This is a genomic window from Mycetohabitans sp. B3 (genome assembly GCF_021498065.1).
Taxonomy (GTDB): domain Bacteria; phylum Pseudomonadota; class Gammaproteobacteria; order Burkholderiales; family Burkholderiaceae; genus Mycetohabitans.
The window spans coordinates 42,768-69,437 of record NZ_JAHLKN010000026.1; the positions used below are offsets into that span (position 1 = coordinate 42,768).

Sequence of the window (26,670 nt, forward strand, 5' to 3'; positions counted from 1 at the left end):
GGCAACATTGCTTACCGGGCCGATGCGTCAGATGCAGTCAATCGACTTAGGCAGCTTCCAGCCTTGCCACCAACTCGCCGAGCTGCTGCTTTTCATAAAATAAATCAGGCATCAGTTTTGTACCGAAGCGCTTGTTCACGCTATCGGTCAGCTGCACAACCATAATCGAATCCAGCCCTAGGTCATGCACTTGGGTTGATTCGCCGATGTCTTGCGCCGCAAAGCCCAGCTTGTCCTGTAACTCCTGTTGGATAAAAGCCAGAATTGCTTCACCCAAGCCCGCTTCGCCCTCATCGGCCTGTGGCTTCGCATCCTGCTTTCCCACCCTAGCTGCGGTAAGCTGTCCCGCCGGCTCAAGCAGTGGCCGGGCGAGAACAGCGGCCGGCATATTGGCCGTTTCGACTGTCCCAGTCAGTAAGTCGTGGTTTTTATTAACACTTGATAATTCTTGTTTGCCAAGATACAGGCTGACTTTGTCTACCTTGACGCAAATTTGCTCCCGCTCATCCAGTACAAGTAAGCTAAGCGATAGTTCGTTATCGTGCAGCCCGATTCCCGATAGCACCACGGAAAAGCCGGCTGCCGGCGTGTTGTAGCAGCAAAGCCGTTCGATATTACGCACAATGACCCGGCCTTGCGGCAACCCTAGCTCATCCAGCAACAAGTAAAATGCTTTGTCAATGGTCGTCGCCAAGTAAGGCGATAGCTGAACATTGTCAGCATAATGGTTGTGACGGTTAACCGGCGGCCGGCCCTTCAGCAACAAGCCGCTGCGGCCAATCGCTAATTCGCCGTCATGGTCCAGATAAGGGGCGAAATCATAACCAGCTTGTGCCAGTCGCCGACTGACTTCGGCGGCACTGAACTGGCGGCCCGCCTGCAGCGCCTGGCGATTGAGCAGCTCGCGGGCATCGTCCAACCACTGTTGCGGTAGGGGCGGCTCGTCGCCGGTCAGTGGATTGATCACGGCAAAGCCTAGGTTGGCGGACTGTTCACCACTGCGACGGAAATCGAACTCCAGCTCCAGTTGCTCGCTGTCAATCTCGAATAGCCGGTACTCCAGCCCGGTTACCGTTGCCCAGTCGGCGATATAGTGTTCAAAAGCACAAGACACCGACAGCGTGCGGCCGTCAAACCGAGATGCCAATGCCGGCATCGCCAGCGCGACATCGGCAAAGTTGAAAGCGCTAAAGCGCCGGCCGCCCCGTCCACTGTAGACGTAATCCAGCAGTTCGTCTTCGACGAAATCGGTGCGGAATATCGCGCCTGGCTGCAGAGTCGAGCAGTTTTCTGCTACCAGTGGATGCAGCTTGTTTTTAAACATCAGAGGATTGACGATCGACGACTCGTAACCTTCGTCGGTGTACCAGCAGCGCGTTTTCTCGAAACGGTAGGCCGGCAAGCTGATCCGCACCGGCAGTTGGGCATAGAGACTGGCCCAATCGACTTGGCTATCGCCGTTCAGCCACTGGGTCAACAGCGGTGTCAACGGATCGTCTAAGTCGTGCTCCAGCAGCTGCACCGCGTCGCTTTCCTGGAAGCGATAGAAGATCTTGCTGTCCGCACTGGATTGATAATGCCCGTCAATACAAGCGTTAAGCGCACGGGACAGCGCCTGGCGGGTGCGACAGCGAATCGCCAACCGGTTGCGTAGGTTGTTTTTGCCCACCTGTAGCGTATAGGCGATTTGCGCCAGCGGTGCCTCACTGCTCGCCAGCCAATCTCTAAAGCTTGTCAGGTTCTCCGCCAACAACGCCAGCTTGTGCACCGAGAAGACAAACACCAGCTGATCTTCTGAGATTTGTCCAGCGCTATCCGCTGGCTCTGGATATTCCTCGACGATCATATGAGCATTCATGCCGCCAGCGGCAATCGAGGTGAGCCCCGCCCGACGCGGGAATACCTGCTTGCGGCCATTGATGATGCGCTCCGGCTGGCGCCATTCGATTAACTGCTGTGGCACGATAAACGGCGTATCGGCAAAATCGATATCCTGGTTGAGCTGGCTCGAATGGATCGACGGCGCGATCTGCTTATGTTTGAGTTGCAGCAAGGTTTTAGTCAAACCGGCAATGCCCGACGCCGCCAGCAGGTGACCGATATTTGATTTGACCGAACCCAGATAGCAAAACTGCTTGTCGTCAGTCGCCCAGCGAAACGCATTATTCAGCCCTAACACCTCGATCGGGTCCCCTAGCTTAGTGCCAGAGCCATGGCCCTCGATATAGGAGATCGAGCACGGGTGCACTTTGGCCTGTTCCATCGCTTGGCGAATTGCCAGGGTTTGCAAATCCGGGTTAGGCACGTTGAAGCCGTTACGCTCACCGGCGTTAGTCATCGCTGAGCCTTTGATTACGCCATAGATTTGATCCCGATCGGCAATGGCCCGATCCAAACGCTTCAGGAGTACCGCACCGACTCCTTCGCCAATCACCGTACCATCAGCACCCACCCCGTAGCTGTTGACCGACTCCGAGGTGATCGATGTGAAATTGCCTTGGGAGGTATTCACCGTGGTGTATGGGTGATACATCAAATTGAGGCCACCCGCCAGCACCATCTTGGTCTCGTCATGCTTGAGCATCTGGCAAGCGGTGTGGATACAGGTCGAGGACGACGAGCACATGGTATCGATAAACAGGCTCGGACCCGTAAGGCCGTAGAAATAAGACACCGTCATCGGAATGGTCGCCATGCCCGACCCGGAAGCCATCGAGCCGCGGAACACGTTGCTCTCGAAGCCGTAGTAGTGGTAATCATTGGTCATGGTACCCAACAGCACGCCGACATCGCCGTTATAACGGCTCAACAGCGTTTCTTTCGAGTAACCGGCGTCTTCAAAGGTATGCACCGCCACCTGCAGGAACAGTCTGACCTCCGGCGACATATGGTCGGCATAGACCTTGGGCATTTTGAAATAGCTGTAGTCGAACTTGTCAACGTCCTTGATGAAGGAGCCATTTATGCAGGTGGTCTTGCCTAGCACCTTGCGGTTCTTGTAATAGATTTTGCTGTGGTCCCACCGGTCTACAGGGAAGTCGCTCATGCAGTCAACGCCATTGGCTAAGTTTTGCCAAAGCTCATCGATGCTGTCCGCCCCGGGGTAATAACCGCCAAGGCCGATCACTGCGATATAGTTTTCTAACTCGTTGTCCTCGACGCGTTCACCAGAGGCAGCCGGCGCAACGGGCGTGACGGTCGCAACGGGCGTGACGCTTGGCGTTGTTGGACTGTTGGCGTTGGAATGGGCAGCAGCGAAACGATTCATTGGTAACGACTGCGCTGACGCAGGCTCGGCGGCACTTGGTTCAATGGTTGGCAGTTGAGCGCCATGCGGCGTCTCCAGCTGATCTTCGCTACCGCTGAACATCGCGACAAAATGGTCACGGTACTTCACCGCGAAATGGTCAACCATGCCGGCAATATTGACATGCTCGAACAACAGAGTTTTGGGTAGCGAGCCGAGATGTTTTTCCAGCTCATTGGTTACGCCCACTGCCATGATGGAATCGAAGCCATAGACCTCGAATTTTTCCGACGGATGGATTTTCGCCGTATCGATCTGAACTACGTCGGCGATAATCCGGGTGACAAAGGCTTCGATTCTTTTTCTCAGTTCGTGATCGCTGAGACTCGTCGTTCCAGCAGCCCGTCCCGGTGCCGGCTTGGCCAGGGCCTGCGGTTTGGCGTCCGCCGGCTGACCAATGCCCGCTAGCCGCGATAACTCGCCATAAATTACCCAGCCTTGAGCACTGACCGGGTTATTCAACAGTTGCCACAGGCTGTTGACGCCCTCCTCCACCGGCATCGGCACAATGCCAAACCGTTGCCGCATCTGCTGCTCGATCACCGGAGCCAGCTTCATGCCGCCGTCGCGCCACAACGGCCAGTTAATGCTCAGTGAACGCCCCTTGCGCTTGCCGTCGCCAGCCAAATTTTGGCGGTACTGCATAAAGGCGTCCATATAGGCGTTGGCGGCGGCATAGTCCACCTGCCCAAGATTGCCCATCGCCGCCTGAGACGAACAGACTACAAAGAAGTCCAGCGCACGTTCATTGATCGCCTGATCAAGCGCCTCAATACCGGCCACCTTTGCCGTGAGCACCTGCTCAAACTCGCTAGCAGACTTATTGATGATCATGCTATCGCGGATGACTCCCGCGCTGTGTATCACCCCATGTAACGAACCTTCTTTGGCATAGATGTCGTCAATCCACTGCTTAACCGCCGCTGCGTTGCCGACGTCTAGTGCCTGGTAGTGAACTTGGGCGCCCAGTGCTCGCAACCGATCGGCTTTTTGTTGCAACGGCTGGCTAACAATTGAGCGTCCTGCCAAGTAAAACACCGGGTTGCGACAGCTGCTAACGATATGTTCAGCGAAAATTAAGCCCAGCCCACCCGCGCCACCGGTGATCGCATAAATACCGCCGTCGCGCAACGGCGTCTGCTCATTGTGCTGCGCTGGTGCTAGCTCACGCCACTGCCTGCTATACAGGCTGCCGTTAGCGAAGACTCGCACCAGTTCGTTGCTGTGATAACGGCTCTGCTCGACGATCACTTTGACCATCGCGTCGTTGCCCATTTCAAGATCGAGCGCGACCAAGCGAGCTTTCAACGCGCTGTTTTCGATCATCGCCGTTTTCAACATCGCATCCAGTGCGGTCAAGCGCAGATCGTCTTGGCCCTGCCCCACAAAGAGCTGCAAATAGCCGCCGGCATGACCGTCGAGCAACCGCTGTAACCACTCGAGCAGCGCCAGCGCTGCCGCTTGGTAGGCCGCGGCGTCATTTTCGCCTGGCATACCCGGCAGTACGCTCACCTGATTGCCAAACTGCCGGCGTATCTCGCTAACCGTCGCCTCCGGCAGTCCAAGCAGCAGCCATTGCGACTTGGCATCAGCCGGCAGCCATTCACCGAGGCTTTCGACGGGCTTCCAAAACGGCGTCCGAATCAAGCGACCAAGAGCCTCGTCGCTGTCTACGATGGCTTGCGCCTGGGCCGGTTGTGGTTCAACACCCGTCTTGCGTGAGCTAAAACCATCTAGCTGAACCAGACATTGGCCTGCGTTATTGCAGATTTGCAGATCAATTTTCTCGACCGCGCCGCCACCCTGAGCTTCACTGTAAGCAGCGGTAACCGTCAGTGGCCCGGCTCTCAGCGCCTGTTCCACTGAACCGTACAGTCGCAGGCTCTCCAGCGCAAAGGGCAGCATCGGCTCAGCAGCGCCTTGCTGGCGGCGCTCCAATGAGGCTGCGATATGAAGTGCACTGTCGAGTACGCCCGGCGGCAACAGAACACCGTCTAATTGGGGATCCAGCGCGTCATGGGTCAACTGGCCGATCACCCGGTCACGGCCGATGCGGATTTGGCCGGCAGCGCGGAATGTCACGCCGTAATGGACTCCCATCGTGTCGAAATCATGGTACAGCAAGTCATGGCTTCGCTCACTGGCATTGCATTGAGCAGCCCATTGCGCCAGGTCGACCGGTTGCGGCAACGGTGCGGCGACGGCCGCTAACTGTGCGTCACCCTGGGCGTGCAGTTGCTGCGTCCCGCCGTCCACGCTGTAAATTTTGAATGACACGCTGTCGTTGCCGTTTACGGCCAGCTCGCAGTACAGTTCGACCTCACGGTCGCTGCCACCGACCGCAAAAGCCAGCGGCCGCAGCCATACCACGTTCTGTAGCGTGACTTGCTGCGGCGGCAGTTCGCTAGCCCTGACGATCGCCTCACGCGCCAGCTCGAGGTACGCGGCACCAGGGAAGATCAGCTGGTCGCCGATACGGTGATCGGCCAGGAACGTCTCACGACCGCTAAAGCGGCTGACAAACCGCTGCGTCGCCAGCGTCGAAATGTTGTGATGCACCAGCGGGTGCAGCCGGTCCATAGGCTGGTTCACCACGAGCGTGGGCTGTTGTTGGCGCCGACGGACTTCGGGCCAATAGTGCTCGCGTGCGAACGGATAGCCCGGCAGCGGCAAACGCGGCGGCATGCTATAAGCACCGCTTTGTGCCGCGCCAAACAGTCGCCGGCCATCGATATCGTAACCCTGGCGATAGAAGTCCGCGAGGCCAAACAATAGCTCCCTGGTTTCGTCTTCGCTGGCATTGCGACTGTCGTCCAGCAGCTGATTGATATAGCGCGCAATCGTCTTCTGCGCAGAAAATTCGCGCTCTACTTCACCGACAAATAGGTTGGGACGCTTTTCACCCGCCCGATATTGCTCAAGGGTGTAAAGCACTTCTTCCAAATCCGCCGCCACTAGCGCCAGGCGATGGCGAAAATGGTGCCGCCCTTCCAGCAAGGTATAGCTGATCGACGGCAACTGATGATCTCGGTATCCACCATGCTGCAAGGCCGCGCTCAGTTGTTCGATTTTTTCTTTTAGTGCCTCAGTAGTTTTGGCTGATAGTACAAGCAAGTAACAGGGCCGGCGCAGCGGTGAGGCGTCACGCTCGCGGCTGTAGCTTTCCAATACCACGTGGGCATTCGTGCCGCTCATGCCGAATGCGCTGACCGCGCCCAACCGCTCACTGTCGCGGCCTGCCGCCGGCCAGGCCTTGTTCGTTTTGTTCACGTAAAACGGGCTTTGCTGCCAGTGGATATAGTCGTTTTCCTGCTCGCAGTGTAGGCTGGCCGGAATGGTTTCGTGGCGGAACGCCTGCAACAGACTAATCACGCTAACCAAGCCCGACGCGGCAAAAGTATGGCCGAGATTGGTTTTGGTGGAGGTCAGTGCGCAGTGGCCTGGCTTGTTGCCTCGGAACGCATCGTTGAGCGCGTTAATCTCTACCGGATCCCCCAGTTGCGTGCCGGTACCGTGGGTCACAATATATTCCACCGCTTCGGTATTCATCCCCGCGCGCCGGTAAACCTCTTCCAATAAGCGCTGCTGAGAAGCGCCGCTTGGCGCAGTAATACCGTTAGTCTTGCCGTCGTAGTTGATGCCACTGCCTCGCAATACGCCGTAGATCGGGTCGCCGTCGGCTTCGGCTCGGCTCAAAGGCTTGAGCACGACGCAGCACACCGCCTCGCCCGGCACCATGCCATTGGCCCGGCGGTCAAAGGCAAAACATTTACCGTCCGGTGACAGCATCCCTGCCTGAGTCATGCCAATAAAAGCGTCCGGCGAGAAAATGAGGTTAACTCCGGCGACAACCGCGATCTCGCATTCGTTGTTACGCAGGCTCAGCGCTGCTTGGTGCAGCGCCACCAACGCTGACGAGCAGGCGGTGTTAATCGCCATCGTCGGCCCGGTCAAGTTGAGAAAATAGGCGAGCCGCGACGCCAAGATACCATTATGGCCCGAGGTTAGGCTTTCTTCGCTCGCTAATCGCTGGAAGTCACCCTCCTCAACGCCAACGAACATGCCAACCCGTTGCGCTTCAAGGTGACGCGGGCCGACGCCGGCGTCTTCCAGCGCATTCCAGGACTCCTGCAACAACAGCCGCTGCCTGGGGTCCAATGTTTTCGCCTCGCGGGGCGAAATCTCGAAAAACAGGGGGTCAAATTCACTGACTCCTGGCACGCTGCCCATCCAAATACAGCGCGTCTTGCTGGGATCCTCGCGATGATCGCCGTAATAATCACGCCAGTCGTAACGATCAGTCGGGATCTCGCCCACCATGTCGCGTCCTTCGGCCAGCACGCGCCACAGTTCATCGGCATTGCGAGCGCCAGGGAAGCGGCCACTGATCCCGATAATGGCGATCGTGTCGGCGTTCGACGTTGACGCGACGACAGGAGCCGGTATCGGCAACGGCTCCGCTGCGCTGATCACCTCACCGCGATAACAAGCTTCGACCGCCTGCCGGTGGTGTGTTAGTAAATAGGCGGCGATTTTCGCCAGGGTGGAATGGCTAAAAAACAGCTCTGGTGTCAACTTGAGGCTCAGGTGGCGACTCAACAGGCCGGCGTACTCCGCCAAGCTAATGGAATCAAAGCCGAAGTCCGCCAAGTTGGTGTCTTCGCCAAGCTTATGTCGTTCGGCATTGAGAGGCCGGCTCGCCAAATCCCGCAAATCCCATAACAGAGACTGCTCCACGCTCAACCCTTTGAGTTCGGGACGGCTTCGCGTCCGCTCAATCATGGGTTTGGCCGCCGTTGCTTGAACAATTGGGCGAGCCGTTGTTTGGCGTGCCGGGGAATTGATCCCGTCTACTAATTGCTGCAACCTCGCCGGCTCACCCGCCAACACCAGCATGTGATCGGCATCGCTGGCGATAATCTGCTGCAACAACGTCAGGCCTTCAGCGCTTTCCAGCATTCGCTGACCACTGGACTTCAAATAAAACTCGGTCGATGCCTGATCGCCCACTGCCATACCGCCATTGCGCCACAGCGGCCAATTAATTGCCACGACACGCCGAGCGCGTCCGGCTTGCGCATAACGCGCATAGGCCTGCTGGAATCGATTAGCCATCGCGTAGCTGCACGCGCCCATATCGCCGAGCACCGCCGAGCTGGACGAGAAATAACAGATCAACGCCAGCGGTTGCGCCGCTAGCACCTCATCCAACACAAGTGTGGCCTTGACCTTGGCATGTAATACCGCGTCGAAATCTGCTTGGGCGATGTCAAACAGGCTGCCCGGCGCCTTCAGGCCAGCAGCGTGAATCAACCCGTCGATCGGTCCGCTGTGCGGCAGCACCTCGGCCAGCGCAGCGGCCATCGCCTGACGATCAGCACAATCCGCCTGCAAATAGAAAATGTTGCACTTGTCATGACGCAGGCTATCCAGCCGCGCCTGCTGGGCCACCGACAGCGATGAACGTCCGTTCAGGATTAGATTGAGTTGACCGTCGCTGCGACGCCTCGCTCGGCTCGAAAGCTCGCCAGCTAATAGCGACCCCAATCCACCCAACCCTCCGGTGATCAACAGGGTGTGGATTTGCTCCAGTGCCAGCGGCTCGACGGCTGCGGTTGCGCAGGTCGGCGCTAGCCTCAGCTGGAAAGTGCGCCCGCTTTGGTATAGCCTGCTGCCCGCCGCGTCGCCGCTAAGCTGCAGCCACAGGCGACGCAACCAGCGACCGTCGTCGCCGGTATTGTCCGGCAAATCAATCGCCACCTCGACTGGACAATGGACCATCACCGCACCGAGCGAACGCTCGATGCCGATCCAAGATTCAAGATAACAGCGCTCGAGCGCGTCGCCAGCCCGCCCAGCCAGCACTAATCGGTCGATTGGCGCCGCCGTGGCCGCCATCGCCTTGAGCAGTGCGACAATCGCGCTGTTGTCGATCATCCAGCGACGATCGTCCATACTCCATAAATAGAGCACTCGGCTAGCGCCGTGAGCCGACAACACGTGTTGCAGACCTTCTTGTAACTGCTGCGGATCGTCGACTGCTACACGATAATGGCCATCCTCATCGCGTCCATTTTTATTATCGGCCGCAATAAATATCAACTCGGTCTGCGCACTGAGCGCACTGATCTGTCGGGCTAGCTGCTGCCGTAGCCCAGGCTCACCCAGCAAGCAAATCAATCGTTTGATCGGCGCACCCTGTCCTGGTTCATCGGCCTCCTGCCATTGCTCCGTGTAGGTTGCCACGATTGTTTCGGTAGCCGCGCTTTCTCTTTGTTCTGCAGTTACCGCCGGCGCATCCAGCCAGTACCGTTCCTTGGCGAATGCATAGCCCGGCAGAGCGATTCGGGCGGGACGCGGCCCGTCGCCATAAAGACACGTCCAGTCAAATGCTTCTGCCTCTTCAGCGCCAGCGAGCCATCGCGCCGCCAACTGTCGCAGGTCGCCAGCGGCCACGGCCTCTTCGGCCGTCATGCTGGCTACGCCAAAGTCAACGCCCGGCTCGCCGGCAATCCACGCTTGCAGTTGTCGCCGTAATTGTTCCAAGCTATCGACGATGAAAATGGCCCGTGTTGCCATCGCCTCCCGGCCGGTTTGTAGCGTGTAAGCCAACGCGGCAAGATCGGGCGTGTGTTGCGCAACGTGTGCCAATAACCGCACAGCCTGCTCTTTCAAGCGTGGTGCATTGCGCGCCGACAGCGGAACCAGCACCATTTCGCCCCGGTGCACGGCGAACTCACGCTGCTCACAATACTCCTGCAGCACAACATGAGCGTTTGTGCCAGAGAAACCAAAGGAGCTGACGCCAGCGCGCCGCGGTGCACTTTGCTCCGGCCAGTCGCATCCTTCTCTATCAATGACCAGTGGCGAGTCATCGAGCTTGATGTGGGGATTCTGTTGTTTGAAGTGGCCCAACGCCGGCAACTTATGGTGCTTCATCTGCTGCAGCACCTTAATGACGCCCGCGATGCCTGCCGCCCCCTCGGTATGACCAATATTGGCCTTCACCGAGCCAATATGGCAAAAACCCCGGTCGTTGGTATAACGTGCAAAGGCTCGCTTGAGCGCATTGATCTCGATCGGATCGCCCAGCTTGGTGCCGGTGCCATGGGCCTCGATATAACTGAGGCTACGAGGATCAATGCCGGCATCTTGCCACGCATGCACTATCACGTTTTCCTCTCCGGCCACGCTCGGTGCAGTCAGTGAAGGCGTGTAGCCGCCGTGCAATGCCGCCGAACCTTTGATGATGCCATGAATCGGATCGCCATCAGCCAACGCTTTCGACAGCGGTTTAAGCAGCAGCATCGCCACGCATTCGCCTGGCACGTAACCATCCGCTTGTGCATCAAAGGTGTGACAGCGCCCCGTCGGCGACAGCGCGCGGATCGCCGAAAAATACCGGTAGTGCCAGGATGACAGCAGTAAGTTGCTACCGCCCACAAAGGCCATTTCGCATTCGCCGTTGCGCAATGAAACACAGGCGGCATGCAACGCCACCAGCGACGACGAGCACGCCGTATTGAACATCAGGCTCGGCCCTTTGAAGTCGAACCAGAATGAAATTCGGTTAGCGGCGATTACCCCACTGCCCGTGGCGATATAGGGGTCCATCGGCAGTCCCAACTCGGTGATCTTGTCAACGTATTCGTTGAAACAGGAACCGATGAATACGCCGGTACGACTGCTACGTAACTGCGTGATGACGCCAGCGTTCTCGGCGGCAGCGTACGTGCTCTGCAGTAGCAGCCGCACCTGAGGGTCCATCCATTGGGCTTCGCGGCGGGACATGTGAAAGAAGTCGGCGTCGAACTTATCAACGTCGTCGATAAAACTGCCCCACTTGGAATAGGTCTTGTCATGCGCTTCAGGATCCGCGTCAAACCAAGGCGCAACGTCCCAGTGGTCTGCCGGCACTTCCTTGATCAGTTCACGGTCCTGCCAGATATTTTGCCAAAATTGGTCCAGGTCGCGGGCTTCACCGAACTGTCCTTGCATACCAATGATGGCGATATCCTGCTGGCGGTCACTACCAACGACAGCCCTAGGCAAATCATTGGCGACACACTCGTGCGCGGTACAAGTTTCGACAATCGGCGCAACATGATTTGCCTTTACCGGCGCAACGTCAGTCGTCTCGCCACGCTCGGTCAACAAGGGCGTAAAAGCTGCTTCGTACTCCTGCCATAAAAACGTCGCCAGTTCAGCAACACTGGGATATTCAAAAAATATTGTGGGCTCCAGTTCGATCGCCGCAGCACTTTCAAGGCGACTCGCCAAGTTGACTAGCTGCAGCGACTCCAGTCCCAATTCCATCAAGTTGCGGTGACGCTGCTTTTTACCGATTTGCTTTGCCCCGAGGGCTTGCAGCTGGGTCAACAGGTAGTCTTCGATCGCTTCGCGGCTGCAGCCACTGTCACTGTCGCGCCGCGCTGTATCGTCGACCAAGTGGCTGCCTCGCAGCCGCTTCAGCGAGCAACCGCTGAATTCGGCCACCAGCACACCCTCGTCGTCGTACAACTGTGCGTCGAACAACACCAGCTCGCCGGAATTTTTAATTAACTTGGTGTGAATCCAGCCCGTTGTCGGTGCTTGGCTGCGATGGAGAACCAGCGATTTAACGCCAAACGGAATAAAATTGCTGTCCAGTTGTTCGCTGGCCAGCAGCGGGATAACAGTCAAAAAGGCACTGTTGATCAACAACGGATGCAAGCTGTAGTGGCGAGAATCCGCGTTCTCAGCGACGGTCAGCGTAATTTGGGACAGCGCTTCGCCGTCATCCTGCCGCTGGTAAAGCGCCTTGAGGGTCCGATAGCTATCGCCGATGTGGATCTGCTCACTAATTTGGTAAATTGATGCCAGCGGCTCCACCGCTGTCATACCAGCCATCAGCTCGGCTGGATCCACCTGCCGCTGCTGGGCAGCCACGGCCGACAATTCACCGCTAGCCCTAGGCTGCCAAGGCGCCGACGGCGAATGTCGGCATACTGCCTCGAAGACCCGTCCGTCACGCTGGGTTGCGCGGATCGCCACTTCAAGCCGCTCGCCTTCGGCCAGCGCGACTGGCGCAGCAAACGTCAGCTTTTTCAACCGCAGCGCCTCACCGTCGGCCAGCTGGCCCAAGCCGTACTCCAGCGCCAGACTGGCATAGGTCAGCCCCAACAGGATCCGCTGCTGATTGAACTGGTGATCCTTCAGATAGCGCTCATCGTAGTGGTAAACAGCGGCTGCAATTGGGTTCTCGATCGCCGGTGGCGCCTGAATCACCCGCTCCGCCTGGTCACGGCGATAGCTGGCCCGAATCTTTTCAAACTCTCTGGCTGCTTCTTCGACACTGATTTCTTCCCGCTGTATTTTCCGGTGTAGAACCCTAATTTGACTGTCCACTGTTCTCTTCGCTCTCAAATGCGGATAGGGTAGGCGGCGTCTAAGCGACTTTGCCGCCCGTGTCCGGTTAGCGACCGGTCAGGTCGAGAAATGCCTTGTTTGAAGGCCGCAAAAACGGCAGGTAGGTTGGCGGCGGCAACTTGCCCACCAGGCGGGGCGAGATCCCCTTTGGCCCCATCTCTCGAGCCAACATCGCGATAAACAGCGTGATCTCCAACGCGGCGACATGGCGGCCCAGGCAGGTGTGAGGACCGCCACCAAACTGGCAGGTTTCCACCTGGTTCGGTGCCCGATCCATGCCCAGCCAGCGCTCCGGCTTCCAGCTATCCGGATCCGGGTAACGTTCGGGGTTACGAGAAACATGCAGCAGACTGACGCCCACCATCGTGCCGACAGGGACCGTATGACCCATCATTTCAAACTCGGTATGCACCTTGCGCATTTCAAACGGCGCCGGTGGATAGAGCCGCAAAGTTTCTCGGAATATCGCTTCAGCCAGCGGCACTTGCTTGACCAGCTCCTCATGGGTATAAGGCACGCTGTCTAGGCCGGCGACCTGTTGACACAACTGCTGCCAGACGTGTGGATGCTGCGACAGCATTAACGCCGACCACGCCATCACCGCGGCAGTTGTTTCTGAGCCGGCAAAACCCAGGCCCAGGATGTTGTGCACCAGCTCGACCTCAGACATGCCGTTGCCATTATCGTCGCGGCCGAAGATCATCGCCCCGACCAGGCTATCGCGGTCGTTGTTCGCGCGTACCGTGGCAACGATCTGTGACACCCGCTGTTCCAGCCAGCCGCGCGCCTTGCGGCAGCGCCAGGCAGGGAAGCCCGGCAAGTTGATTTTCAGCGGTATCATGCCGAGAAAAAATTCCTCGTACTGGTGACGCCACTGCTCAAGCTCGTGGGTTTCAATACCCATAATCCGGAACACCACCTCCAGCGCAATATCCTTGGTCTGCGGGAAAATCGCCAGTTTGCGCTCGCTGGTCCAATGTTTAAGCCGTTGCTCGACGGTTTCCACCACGAATTGGCCAACGCGCGCTCGGGTCAGCCCTTTCGGGGTAAAAGCATCCATGCTAGCGCGGCGCGCATTGCGATGACGTTGGCCGTCAAAGGCGTTCATCGCTTCACCCGTGATGACCGGCATCTGCTCGCGCAGATAGGAGTTGTCGGTGTACTTATTTTGAAGGATCGCCAGGCCGTCCTCACTCATAATCTGCAGCACGGGTAGCTTAGCGCCGAAATAAGTCCAGAACATCGGCCCGCAAACCGCCTCGGCCTGGCGCAACTCACTGAGCGCATCCTGACCGATCTTATGGACATGGCCCAGCAATGGAATCTTGCCTGGCATGACCGGAAACCCGTCTTTCATCTTCAAGTTCTCGGCGACCGGGCGCGCCACGTTGACCGGCTGATCATTGCGCTCCATGTTGAGTTCGTTTGCCACCACCGGGCTATGTTGCGCTTCTGTGCCCGCCTCTGCCTGCGCCAAGGCGAGCGTATCTGGTTTATGGTTCATTTTATTCCCCGTTATGCATTCGTTAGACTGCTGTGATCAGTTGCTCAAATTGCTCGGCGTCCAGCTCGCCGCTGCTAATGCGGCGATAAAGCATGCTATTGAACAACGGTTGCGGCGTTGCGACGGCCTGCGACGGCTGCGCCATCGCGTGTTCGAACTCGTATCCCGGCAACGCGACGCGATTGCCGCCTTCCGGGTAAAGCGCGCATGTGTCCAACTGCGCGCCGCGACAATAGGCTGCCGCCATCTGCGCGAGTGTGCCTGACGCGGTCCCTATCTCTCCTTCTTCAATACCCTCGAGCGGCGAAATCCAGCAGCAGCCTTGCACTGACAACTCGTCAGTCAGCAATGACTGCAGTCGCGCCACCACCTGTTCGATGGTATCGGCCACTACCGCCGCGCGGTGCGTCAATTGGTGCTCACGCTGCGCTAAGCTGTAGGCCAAATCCTGCAGTTCGAGACTGGGATGAGCGATGGTAAATGCTTTGAACGTTTTCAAGTAGGCTAACAAGCTGTGGCGGCTCGCCGCCGCGAAAACCAACAACTGCGTCTGCCCCTGGCGATGTTTGCGCGGCACTCGATGCTCCAGGTGCTCTTCGACCACCAGGCTGGCATAACTACCGCCAGCGCCAAAGGAATTGATCAAGCAACGGCGCGGCTCACGCACTCCGTCTGCGCTCACCGGTGCCGGCCACGGCGACACCTGCTGTTGCAGATAAAAAGCGCTGCCATCGAGTCGTATATGAGGGTTAGGCGGGTCGGCATTGATCGACGGCGCCAATTGCCCGTGCTGTAACTGCAGTAACACCTTGGTGAGCTGGGAGATGCCCGACGCCGCCTCGAGGTGGCCGATATTTGACTTGACTGTGCCAAGCGCGCAACTGGCGGGCTGCGTATCACCAAACACTTTTTTAAGCGCTGCCACCTCGATTGGATCGCCCAACTCGGAGCCATTGGCCGCCGCTTCGACGTAGTTGATCTGCGCCGGTTCCAGGCCGGCCCGCTGGATGGTCTGCGCAATGAGTCGGGATTGCTGTTGAGTATCCGGAGCCGAATACATCAGCCTGCCACCGCCATGATTGACGCTGGAGCTTTTGATCACCCCGTAGATTCGGTCGCCGTCGGCCATGGCTGCGGCCAAAGGTTTGAGCAGCACGGCGCCGGCACCCTCGCCTGGGATCATCCCATCACCTTGACCGAAGCCTCGGCTAAGATCGCTACTCCCCAGGTAATGAGCCAGTTTGAGCGTCTGGTACTTGGACGGATCAAGGATCAGATTGACGCCGCCGGCGATCGCCATTGCACAGTCATTCTGCAATAGGCTCTGGCAGGCCAAGTGGATGGCGGTCATCGAGCTGGAGCACGCCGAATTCACCGCTAGGCTTGGGCCCTTCAAATCAAAATAATGGGAAATCCGGTTGGGTATCTGCCAGTCAGTGACATTTGACTTGATCGCTGCCCGCTCCAGGCTGCTCTCGGTCCACGGCGATTGGTGATACATCGAGCCTATGAAGACCCCGACTCCTGCCGCGTCGCGCTGCTGGATCCGCGCAATAGCATCGCTGTTGTAACCCGCGTCCTCAAAGGTACGCCAAGTCACTTCAAGCATCTGTCGCAACTCTGGCGACAGGTTGCTTACCTCATCGTGAGGAACGCCGAACAACTTGTGATCAAAATCCTCGACTTGTTCAAGGAAACCGCCATAGTACCGTCCAGTCGCCCACGACTGCGTTCCGGTCAGAGACTGGGCCCAACGCGAACTCGGTGCCTCACTCACACAGTTACGTCCATTGCGTAGATTATCCCAGAAACACGCCAAATCAGCGGCCATAGGATAACGACCACTGACACCAATAATCGCAATATCTCGACACGTCGCGGGCTGTTCAGCGACCGTCGCGGACTGTTCGGCGACCATCGTGGGCTGCTCGACAACGCTTGGCTGCTTGGTCGTCGACATAAGCCGAGCGCTATTGGCCTGGTTGTCGATTGGCTGGACATGACGGGGAGCATGACGCGGCGCACGCTCGTGACTGACCGCCACCGCGGTCACTGGCTGCGTCGCAACCGGGCGCTGGCCCTCCTGGGAAGCCGCAAAATGCTGGGTCAGCGCAGCGCGATGCTCACTCAGAAGGTAGTCCGTTAGCTGATTGATCGTGTTGTATTCAAACAGTATCGTGCGCGATAGCTCACCGGTCGCCTTTTCCAACGCCTGAATCAGGCTGATCTGCAAAATTGAATCGACGCCGTAGCGATCGAAGGCGACATCCCGCTGCAGCCGCTCAGGCGCAATATTGACCAGCTTCGACAACACGTCAGTAATCAGCTGGCGGCACTGCTTGGCTAAGACGGCTTCGTCGACCTCGCCCGTAGCTATCCTCTGCGTCACCACGGGTGCGATGACTTCGACGGGCGCATCCATCGCCACGTCGGTGACGTCGGCGGCAGGCATGACCTGTTGCTGCGCCGGCAGACGCACCACGCCATCACTCACGGCAACGATAATCTGTTGGCCCAGGCAATGACTGCCCGCGACCGGGAAGGCAATGTCGCTAAAGCCCTGCGACTGCAGCAACCGTTGCCAGCTCTCGGGAGACAGACCGGGACAGCCATCGATTCTCAGCGCCTCGTCATCATAGAGCCACCAGCCTTCGAGTAGACCGAAGGTCAGGTGAGTAAACATCGAACGCTCACTGATTTCGTTCAGCAGCAACAAACCGCCATGGCACAACGTAGCTTTGGCATTTTGCAGCGTACAACGCAAGTCTGGCGTAGCGTGCAACACATTGGTGGCAATCACCAAATCGTAGTGATTCGTGTTAATGCCCTGCTCAAAGCAGGCTTTGCTGACGTCAAAAATGGCGGTGCGCAAGTAAGGCGCCTCGGGCGCAAAATGCTGTTCGGCGTGGCGCAGGAAAGCCTGCGACAAATCTGTGTAGCAATATTCAGCGATCTGATGCCGCCACGGCCGCAGTTTGCTGATCAGTCCAGCGGTTGTGCCGCCGGTGCCCGCGCCGATCTCCAAAATCCGCAGCGGCCGGTTGTCCTCAGCATACCGTCGGGCGATATCCACCACGACCTCACCAAGCGCCTCGTTGAAATAATCGGAAATCTTGTTGTTTTTATAGATACCCTCTACCAACGACATGGAGCCGCCAGGGAAGATCACCTCGGTGGCTTGCTTCTCACCGCGCAAGATAGCCGGCAACGCCCGAGAACACGCTTCCACTAGCTGCAACTGAGCATGCAAATCACCATCCCGGCGCCATTCATCGCTAGCCTGACGCCACTGCGACCACAGTGATGCGGCGGCAGGGATGGCCGTCAATAACCGTCCTTGATCGTCAATAGCGCCTGTTTGCGTCAACAACCGCAGGCTTTCCCGCAGCCACCGACGATAAAAAGGATAGGCGTCAAGGTTCGCCGCCACCGCCGGATGGGCGGCAATCTGTTGTTCAGTCAGCGGGCCGTCGCCGGCTAGCTCGCCAATGCAGGCGAAGGTCAGGGCCAGCAACAGTCGGTCCATCTCAGCCGCCGCGCGGTGATGTTGCGGCGGCGGGCCTAGCCTTTGCGCCACGTTTGTCCACACATAAGACGCTGGAGGCTTCTCCAACGGATAACAATGCAGCTGTGTGCCACTGTCGATACCGGCAATGGTCATCGGCTCAAGCAGTTTGATTAAGCCCAACTGTGGCAGCGCACCCGCTAGCAACTGATCAAGTGCCGCCATGCCTTCGTCCGGCTCGATGGAGCCGAGCCCCTGTTCAGCCATCCGTGCTCGATAGCCGGCATTGGCTACCACGCCAACGCTGCCCCAATAGCCCCAGTTGATTACTTTGACTGGGCAACGCCAGTGTTGATTGAGCTGAGCGGCAAAAGCGTCAGCGAACGTGCAGCCGGCGGCGTAATTGCTCTGACCAGCAGCCCTGCTAAAGGCAATCATCGACGAGAAAAACAACACAAAATCCAACGTCGGATTGTCGGCTGGCGTAAAGACCTGGGCCATCCGTACACTGGTCGCCATCTTGGCGTCGAGACAGGCAGTAAACTGCGCTTCGTCCATCTGCTCCAAGCGAGCGTCATCCAGCACTAGCGCTGAGTGCACCACGCCATGGATCGCGCCAAACGATTCGACCACCTGCCGCCTGGCCTGCGCCAACTGCTCAACATCAGCCGCGTCAGCCTGGATATACAACGGCGCCGGAGCGTTGCATGCTTGACTCATTTGCGTCAGCGCCGCCAGCTTGCGATTGATTTCATCATCAGCAGTGCGGCGACCCAGCCAAATCACTCTGGCACGGTAATGACGGATCACGTGACGCGTCCACACTTCACCAATGCCGCCGGCCCCCCCTATCACGACGTAGACGCCGCCTTCGCGGTAGCTCACGCCGTCATCTGTTTGAGCCCGCTGCGCCAGCGGCAATAGCCGTTGGCAAAACCATTCACCATCACGCCAGGCCAAGCATTCGCCGGGCAGCCTCTGCGCAGGCGTTGCGACCGGCAACCCCTGAGCGTCAGCCGGCAGATCGATCAGTTCAACCCGCCAATGTTCATATTCCTTTGCTAGTGACCCCGCCAAGCCATGGCAGGCCGCCTGCTGCGGCGCCAACGGCTCACCGGTACGCACCGCGACGCTGGCTGTCAAGATCAATTGCAGTTCCAACGCTCGCTGCTGATAACCTAGTTGCAGCAGGGCCTTGATCAACCTGAACAACGCCAGCACGCTTGGTTCGTGGCTGTCGATCAACCGCTGATTCGCAAAATCGGTCGACGGTTGCGGCGCCAGCCAAATCAACCGTTGAAACGGCGTGCAAGCAGCCAACTGAGCGGCAATCCCATCAATCGTTGTCGCCAGCGACGGTAAGAATTCGATCTGCGGATGTTGCCCGGCCAGCCAGTTGCACCGTTCCCCAACCGCGCCAATCGCCAAAGTGGGCAACACTTGCCGGGTTGTGGATGCCTTGTCGGCAACACGCCATTGTGGCGCCAGCAGGCTCAGCCCTGCGGGCAATCTACTGTCAGCGGTGAGCGGCGTCACGCGGGCGCGCGTGCCGTTCAATGGCCGGGAACTGAAACCGCGGAAACTGGCGGCGATGTGCCCTCGCTCATCACACAGCTCGATATCGATCCGCTGCACTGCGCTGCTTTGACCACGACGGTCAACGCTGATCAACGCCCACATGACGGGTCGGCAACGATCATAGACATTCAATTGTTCCAACGCGAAAGGCAGCAGAGTCTCGTTTGGGCCCTCCGTTTGTTGCAGCAATAGTCCGATCGATGCCTGCACCGCTGAGTCCAGCATACCGGGATACATCACCCAGTCGCTGCCCAGCCATTGCGGATCCAGCTCAAGCCTAGCCAGCAGTCTGCCGTCGCCGAGCCACAGCTGCTTGACACCGCGGTGGCTGGGGCCATAGACAATATTAATTGGGTCAAACAGCGAGTACAGCTGCGCAGCATCAACGCTACGCTGCCACGGGCCCGCTGCGAGGGCTTCAAGATCCAGTGGCTCCACGGCCCCGGCAGGGATGACTTGTGCGCTGCCTTTGCAATGCTCGACTGCATCGCCCTGGGCCTGTGAGTAGATCCTGAAATTGATTTTTTGCTGCTCTAGCGCCAGCTCAATATGCAACTCGTTGTGCTGCGACGCCAGCGTATACGGAGCCAACCAGACAATGTTTTTGAATTGCAGCCAACCGTCGGCCAATGGCTGCGGATCCCATGATTGGGCGATCGCCGCCCGAGCCATTTCCAGATAGCCAACGCCTGGCATCGTTGGATGGCCATTGACTTGATGGTCGGCAAACCAACACTCTTGGCCTCGCCAGCGGCTACTGAATCGCTGGCGGTAAAAATCCGATGTATTACGTTCGAGCATCGGGTGCAACCAGCCGTCGCCTGGCACGGGATCAGTGACGGGTACGGTCGCCAAATCCGTCACCCAGTAACGCTCTTGGGCAAACGGATAGCCTGGCAGGCTGAGACGTTGCATCGAGCGTTCATCGCGATAGAACTGTCGCCAGTCGATCGCCAGCCCCTGCGTCCACAATTCCAGTAATTTGTGATACTTGCGCTTGTCAATCCATGCCGCAAGCGCCGCAGCCATGTCCTCATCCTGACGAAACAGCGCCAGCGCCTGGTTATCACCATCACTACGACCGCGATAGACCGCCTTGCCGCTGGCAGCGAAATCGGCAAGCTGGCGCTGTAGATCAGTCAAAGAGTCACTCAGCAGCGCCAGCCGCTCTGGCATCGGATCACGGCCAACCTGCAGCGTGTAAGCCAGATCATCGAGGTAATGCTCTGGGTTGAGCTTCGCCTCAGCAGGCTCCGCGGCAATAAACTCGGCGAGGCGACGTGCATATTCACGCAATTGCTCTGGCGTTTTGGCCGAGAGCAGAATTGGTCGCGCACCGGACGTCACATCGTGCCGAGGGCGCTGCGGCGGTTGGTATTCCTCCAGCAGGATATGCGCGTTAGCACCGCCAAAGCCGAAGGAGCTCACCCCCGCCCGCCGCGGCAACGCATGGCCGTTACTGTCCTTGGCAGCCAGCCAGGGCCGGCTTTGCTGCACGATATAAAACGGACTGTTGTCCAGTTCGATATAGGGATTGAGCGCTTCGCAATGCAGGCTCTTAAACAGCACCTTGTGCTTCAATTGCAGCAATACCTTGATCACCCCGGCAATACCGGCCGCCAATTCAAGGTGCCCGACGTTCGATTTCACGGAACCCACGCCGCAATAGCCTGGCTGCAGTGGGCCAATGCCCAACTCTTCACTCAGCTCGCGAAACGCCATTTTCAGGCCGTTGATTTCGATCGGATCACCCAGTTCGGTACCGGTGCCATGCGCTTCAATATAGCCGATGCTGCGTGGATCGACACCGGCTTGGCGATAAGCCGCTTTTAGCAGCTCCGCTTGGGCTCGCGGGTTTGGCGCAGTCAACGAATTCGCCTTGCCGCCATGGTTTTCCGCGGTGCTACGGATCAGCGCGTAGATGTGATCGCCGTCGGCCTCAGCCTGCGAACGCTTCTTCAGCACAATCATCCCGACCCCTTCGCCCCGGGCGTAGCCGTTAGCCTGAGCCGAGAAGGTTTTACTGCGCCCATCCAGCGCCAGCATGCCCGCTTTATTGAAGCTGATTTGTGCTTCGGGCGCAATGAGGGTATTCACGCCGCCGACGATCGCCATTTGGCAATCTCCGTTGCGCATCGCCTGAACCGCACGGTGGATCGCCACCAACGACGAAGAGCAGGCCGTTTCGACTGGCTCGCTGGGACCATGCAGGTCAAGCAGAAAGCTCATTCGATTGGGGCCGACCGACGGTACCATCGCCGTGGCACTGTAACCCTCAATCGGCACGCCGGTTTTAGCGATCAGGCTGCTGTAGCCCGTCATTCCAGTGCCCACAAAAATCCCGGTACTGCTGCCCGCCAAATCAGCAGTGGCATAGCCCGCGTCTTCAATCGCCAGCCAGACATACGTCATCAGCAGGCGTTGCTGGGGATCCATCAGCTGAGCTTCCCGCGGCGAAATACCGAAGAACAACGGATCAAAGTGGTCCACGCCGTGGATAAAGCCACCCCATTTGACGTTGGTCTTGTTGGCCTGCTGATGCGGATCACCATAATATTCACGCCAGTCCCAGCGATCGGCGGGAATCTCGCTGATACAGTCCCGGCCGTCCGTCAGATTGCGCAAGAACTGCTCAACATCGTCGGCCATTGGGAAGCGGCCGCTGACGCCGATCACAGCAATCTCATCCTCCTCTGCAGGTTTGCTCGGAACAGAAGAGGCAGCCGTATGAACGGAAGATTGCGCGACTGTCAGTGGGCGCCGCTTGAGCACCGATCTTGGCGCCGGGGCACTATGCTGCTGCGGCGTTGAAGGCGATGGCTTGAACTGCTGTTGTGGCGCTGTGGATTGCGGCGATAGCTTGGCCGCGAGCACGCTACCGTGCTCGCGTTCCAGGTAAGCAGCAAAACGGTCAATCGTGGCATGTTCAAAAAAGATTGTCGGCACCAGGTTCAGTCGCCATTGCTGCTTCAAAGTGCTCGCCAGCGCGGTGAGGCTGATGGAGTCGAAGCCGTATTGGCTGAACTCGGCATCGATACGAATCTCTGCGGCAGGAATTTTCATCTGCTGGGACACGAGGTCGATCAGCGCGCGGCGCAGTGGCTCTGCCCATGACACCCCAGCGTCGGTTGACGACGGCGGCGCTACGTCTTGGTGTTGCGGCTCGTTGTCGTGCGCGAGCGCCATATCGGCATCGTCGCGGCCGGTCACCAGTGCGCTCATCTGCTCACGTCGACCGTTCATCACCAGCAATTGCGGCTTATCCCATGCAAAGCATTGGCACAGCGCATGAATTCCGGCATTAGTGGGCATCGCCACCATGCCGGTGCTTTCTGCCATTTGCTGCGCAATCGTCTCGTCTACCTTCATGCCGCCTTCTTTCCACAGCGGCCAATTGATCGACAGGCTACGGCCGCTTCGCCGTCCCTGCTCGACCAGCCGGCTGCGGTACGCAGCGTAACGGTCGACAAAGGCGTTCGCTGCCGCATAGTCGGCCTGGCCGGTATTGCCGATCACGCCGGTACCCGACGAAAAGAAGATCATGAAATCCAATGGCAGCTCGGCAGTGGCTAAATCCAGGTTGCGAGCGCCGGCCACCTTGGCTGCCATCACTTGTTTCAGTTCATCATCCCGCTTATTGATCAGCAGGCTGTCTCGGATCACGCCGGCGCTATGCAACACGCCATTAAGGCGGCCATATTTGTCACCAATCCATGCAACCAATCGCTGCACCGCGTCGCGGTCGCTGACATCCAGCTGCCGGTATGCAATCGTGTTTCGGCCCGCGTCGATCTCAGCCACGCGCTGCGGGTCTACCGCAGAGCGGCCTGTCAAAATCAATGTGGCATCGCTGACGTTAGCCGCCATCGCGCGGGCAAAAATCTGTCCGAGGCCACCAAGACCGCCGGTAATCAAATAGACGCCGTGATCTTTCCATGGCGTGCCGACCGCTAAATCCATCGTCGGACAAAGGTGCCAGCGTTGCACTTGGCGCTGCCCTGCCTGGTAACGGATTTCGACGTCGCCGGTGGCAGCATTTTCCTTGAGCCGCTGCGCCAACGATTGCGGCTCGTCCAACTCAATCAATTGACCAGCCAAGTTCGGCGCTTCGAGTTGCAGGCTGCGCAGCATGGCCGCTAGGCCGCCGATCATCCGATCGCCTTTGGGGTTGTAGAGCGCCAGCTGAATCAGTGAACGTCCACTGGTGCCCCGACCGAGTAACGTCCGAATCTGCTGCAACAGCGCCAGCGCTGCCTGTTGGTAATCATCGGCTGGATCCTGCTGCGGCACGGCCAGTAACTCGCAGCGGCAATCAGTACCCTGCGTGACTAACTGGCGTTGCACGTCGGCAATACATTGCTCATCAAAGCCGCTGAGCAACACAAATTGCTCGTTAAAGTCGACCGTTTTACGGTGACTGGCCGCCTCGTCGATCCACTGCGGCTGGAACAGCAGCGTTTCTGTCAGCGGTTGATCGGTCGCGGCCTGATCACTGTGGTCACCGAGCACCCGGGAGGTAAACCCTTGCATCAGCACGCAAAGCTTGCCCTGCTGATCAAAGAGCTCGATATTGAGTCGTTGCAAGCTGGTGTCGGGCTGCTGATCATCGCGCCGCTCGGCATAGGCCACCCTGGCCCACATCCGCTCGCTGCAGCGGTCCCATATCTGCAAGCGTTCAAGCGCAAAGGGCAGCGCCGGCCGCGTCGCCGGCGGCAAATTGCCTCTATCGCCTTCGGGAAGCACGACGTCGGCGCCGAGACTCAGCGCGATCGCTGCTTGGAGCGCCGAATCCATCAGTGACGGATGCAGCAGATAGTCATTCAGACTGTCCTGTTGGCAGGACGGCAACGCAAGTTCCGCCAATACCTCTGAGCGCCCCAGCGCAATCGACTGCAAGCCTTGGTAAGCCGGGCCATGCTCAAATGTCATCTCCCGATAGGCTTGGTAGCATTGTTCAGCGCTCAACCGGCCACCTTCCATCCTAGCCTTCAAAGCCGTCAGATCAACTTGGCGCTGCGCAGAAGGCTCAGGAAAACTTGCCAAGCCTTGGCTGTGCAACACGGGTTCACCCAACCCAAGGCCTGACAGCGGATCATAATCACGGCTAGTGATCTCGAAGCGGATCTGATTGTCCTCTTCCAGCGTTAACTCAATGTCAATTTGCCGCGCTTGGCCGTCGATGATTAACGGCCGCAACCAGACGATATCGCTCAATACCGGCTGCCGTGCTGTCCCCGCCAAGCCGTTGGCAGCCATCGCCACCGCGGCTCTGGCCATTTCTAAATGACCGACGCCGGGGAAGATCTGCCTTCCACCCACCACATGCTGCTTGAGGAAAAATTCTTCGCCCTCAAACACGGTGGTAAAGCGCTGGCTTAGCAGATCTGAAGTATTTCGCGTCAGGAACGGATGCAGACGGCCCACGCTAAGACTAGGTGCCGCGCCAACATCGCCTCCCGCCGTACCCCGACGTGCAGGCGGTATCCAGAAATCCTGCCGAGCAAAAGGATAAACCGGAGCGTGAATACGTCGGGCATCGGCATCATAGCGACGGTTAAACGCGTTCCAATCGACATGACCGCCCGCCACCCAGGCTTTGGCCAGGCGTTGTAAGTCAGCGTGATCGTCGGTAGACGGCAGTTCGACAGCCGAATGCTCGCCTGTGCCGATTTGCCCGTGCCAGGCGTGCTCAGATGCACGGCCGTCCAGCCAATCATCGAGCTGCTGTGTCAGTTGGGCTTTGTCGATGCACAGAAACATTAACCGATGATCCTGCGCCAGCCGGCCCGTTTGCAGCGTATAGGCGAGATCCGCAAGCCGAATCGCCGGATCGGCCAACGCTTCGCGCACTCGGCGAGCATAGTGCTTGAGGCTATCGGCAGTGCGTGCCGATAGCGGCAAGAGCCGCGGCCGTGACACCTCGGCGCAGGTCGCAGCGGCCACTTCGACTGCCTCGCGAACCACGATATGCACATTGGTCCCGCTGTGACCAAAGGAATTGAGCGCCGCCATTCGCAGCCCCGTGTCACCGACCGGCCAGTCTTTCAGCTCGCGATGGATATTAAACGCCGAGTCCGCCAATGCTATCCGGGGGTTCAGTTGCTCAAAGTTCAATAAGCCTGGCAACTGCCGGTATTTCATTGACAGTAGGATTTTGATTAAGCTGACCACACCAGCGGCCGCTGAAGTGTGGCCGATATGGGCCTTGGCGCTGCCCAACGCACAGTAGCCGGTATCCGCGGTGAACCGCCGAAAGGCCCGGGCCAGTGCATTGACCTCCACCGGATCGCCAAGCGGCGTGCCGGTGCCATGGGCCTCGACATAACTAATCTGCCGCGGATCAATGCCAAAACGTCGATACAGTTCGCTGATCAGCCGCTCCTGAGCCTGGCCGCTTGGTGCAGTAATGCCGTTACTGGCACCGTCCTGGTTCATGCCCGAAGCACAGATCACCCCATAGATCGGGTCACCGTCAGCTATCGCTTCCGGTAAGCGTTTGAGGGTCACCATGCCGACCGCTTCCGACAATACGATGCCATCACTACGACTATCGAAGGTGTGGCAGCGCCCAGTGGGCGACAGCATATCCATCTGCGACAAGCTAACCAGGCTTGGCTCGCCGAGCGTAGCAAAAACCCCGCCGGCCAATGCCAGATCCGTCTCACGGTTGCGCAGGCTTTCACAGGCCAGATGGATGGCCACAGCCGATGATGAGCAACCCGTATTGACGACCAGCGCCGGTCCTTTGAAGTCGAGAAAATAGGACAGTCGTGACGCGATAATCGCATCGGAGGCGCCGATAAACGTTTCGTGGAAGTAACCCGTCGGCTCGGCGCCGACAAAGATTCCCACCGGCTGGTTCCGGAAACTTTTGGGGTTGTAGCCTGCATCTTCCAACGCCTTCCAGCTTTCCTGCAGGATCAGCCTTTGATGCGGATTCATCGATTCCGCGTCACGGGGCGAAATATTGAAGAACAGCGGATCAAAGTCATCCCGCTGCTCGAGCACGCCCCCCCATTTGCAATAGGTCTTGCCGGGCTGGCGCTGCGGTGAGTAGCTGCGCCGGGCGTCCAGATAGCGCTCGCCCAATTCAACGATGCCATCAACGCCAGTGCTGAGGTTACGCCAGAAGCGCTCAACGTTGTCAGCCGCGGGAAACTGTCCCGCCATGCCGATGACTGCGATTTCGATAGGCGCCTGCGCCCGCTCAATGCCGGGCACCGGTTTATCCGCTGCTCCGGTCCGCTCTGTCCCTAGTGTAGTGGGCGCAGCTTGCAGTCGTTGCAGCCGCTGTTTGGCCTCGGCCACGGTGATCTGGCGATTTTGAAGTCCGGCAATGATGGATTGGAATTCTTGGCTGCTCATTAT

Annotated in this window: 3 protein-coding genes; all 3 read right to left on the reverse strand. The window is 58.4% G+C overall.

Annotation, left to right across the window (positions count from 1 at the left end):
• Window positions 1–46: 46 nt before the first annotated feature.
• A complete protein-coding gene (locus tag KQH55_RS07120; RefSeq protein ID WP_235090488.1) occupies window positions 47–12,694 on the reverse strand; it encodes an SDR family NAD(P)-dependent oxidoreductase in 12,648 nt (4,215 codons plus the stop codon).
• Between the two features lie 67 nt (window positions 12,695–12,761).
• Complete coding sequence (locus KQH55_RS07125; RefSeq protein ID WP_235090489.1) at window positions 12,762–14,102, reverse strand: cytochrome P450; 1,341 nt, start codon at window positions 14,100–14,102, stop codon at window positions 12,762–12,764.
• Window positions 14,103–14,241: 139 nt separating this feature from the next.
• Entirely contained in the window at window positions 14,242–26,667 is a 12,426-nt protein-coding gene (locus KQH55_RS07130) for an SDR family NAD(P)-dependent oxidoreductase (protein ID WP_235090490.1), read from the reverse strand.
• Window positions 26,668–26,670 lie beyond the last annotated feature (3 nt).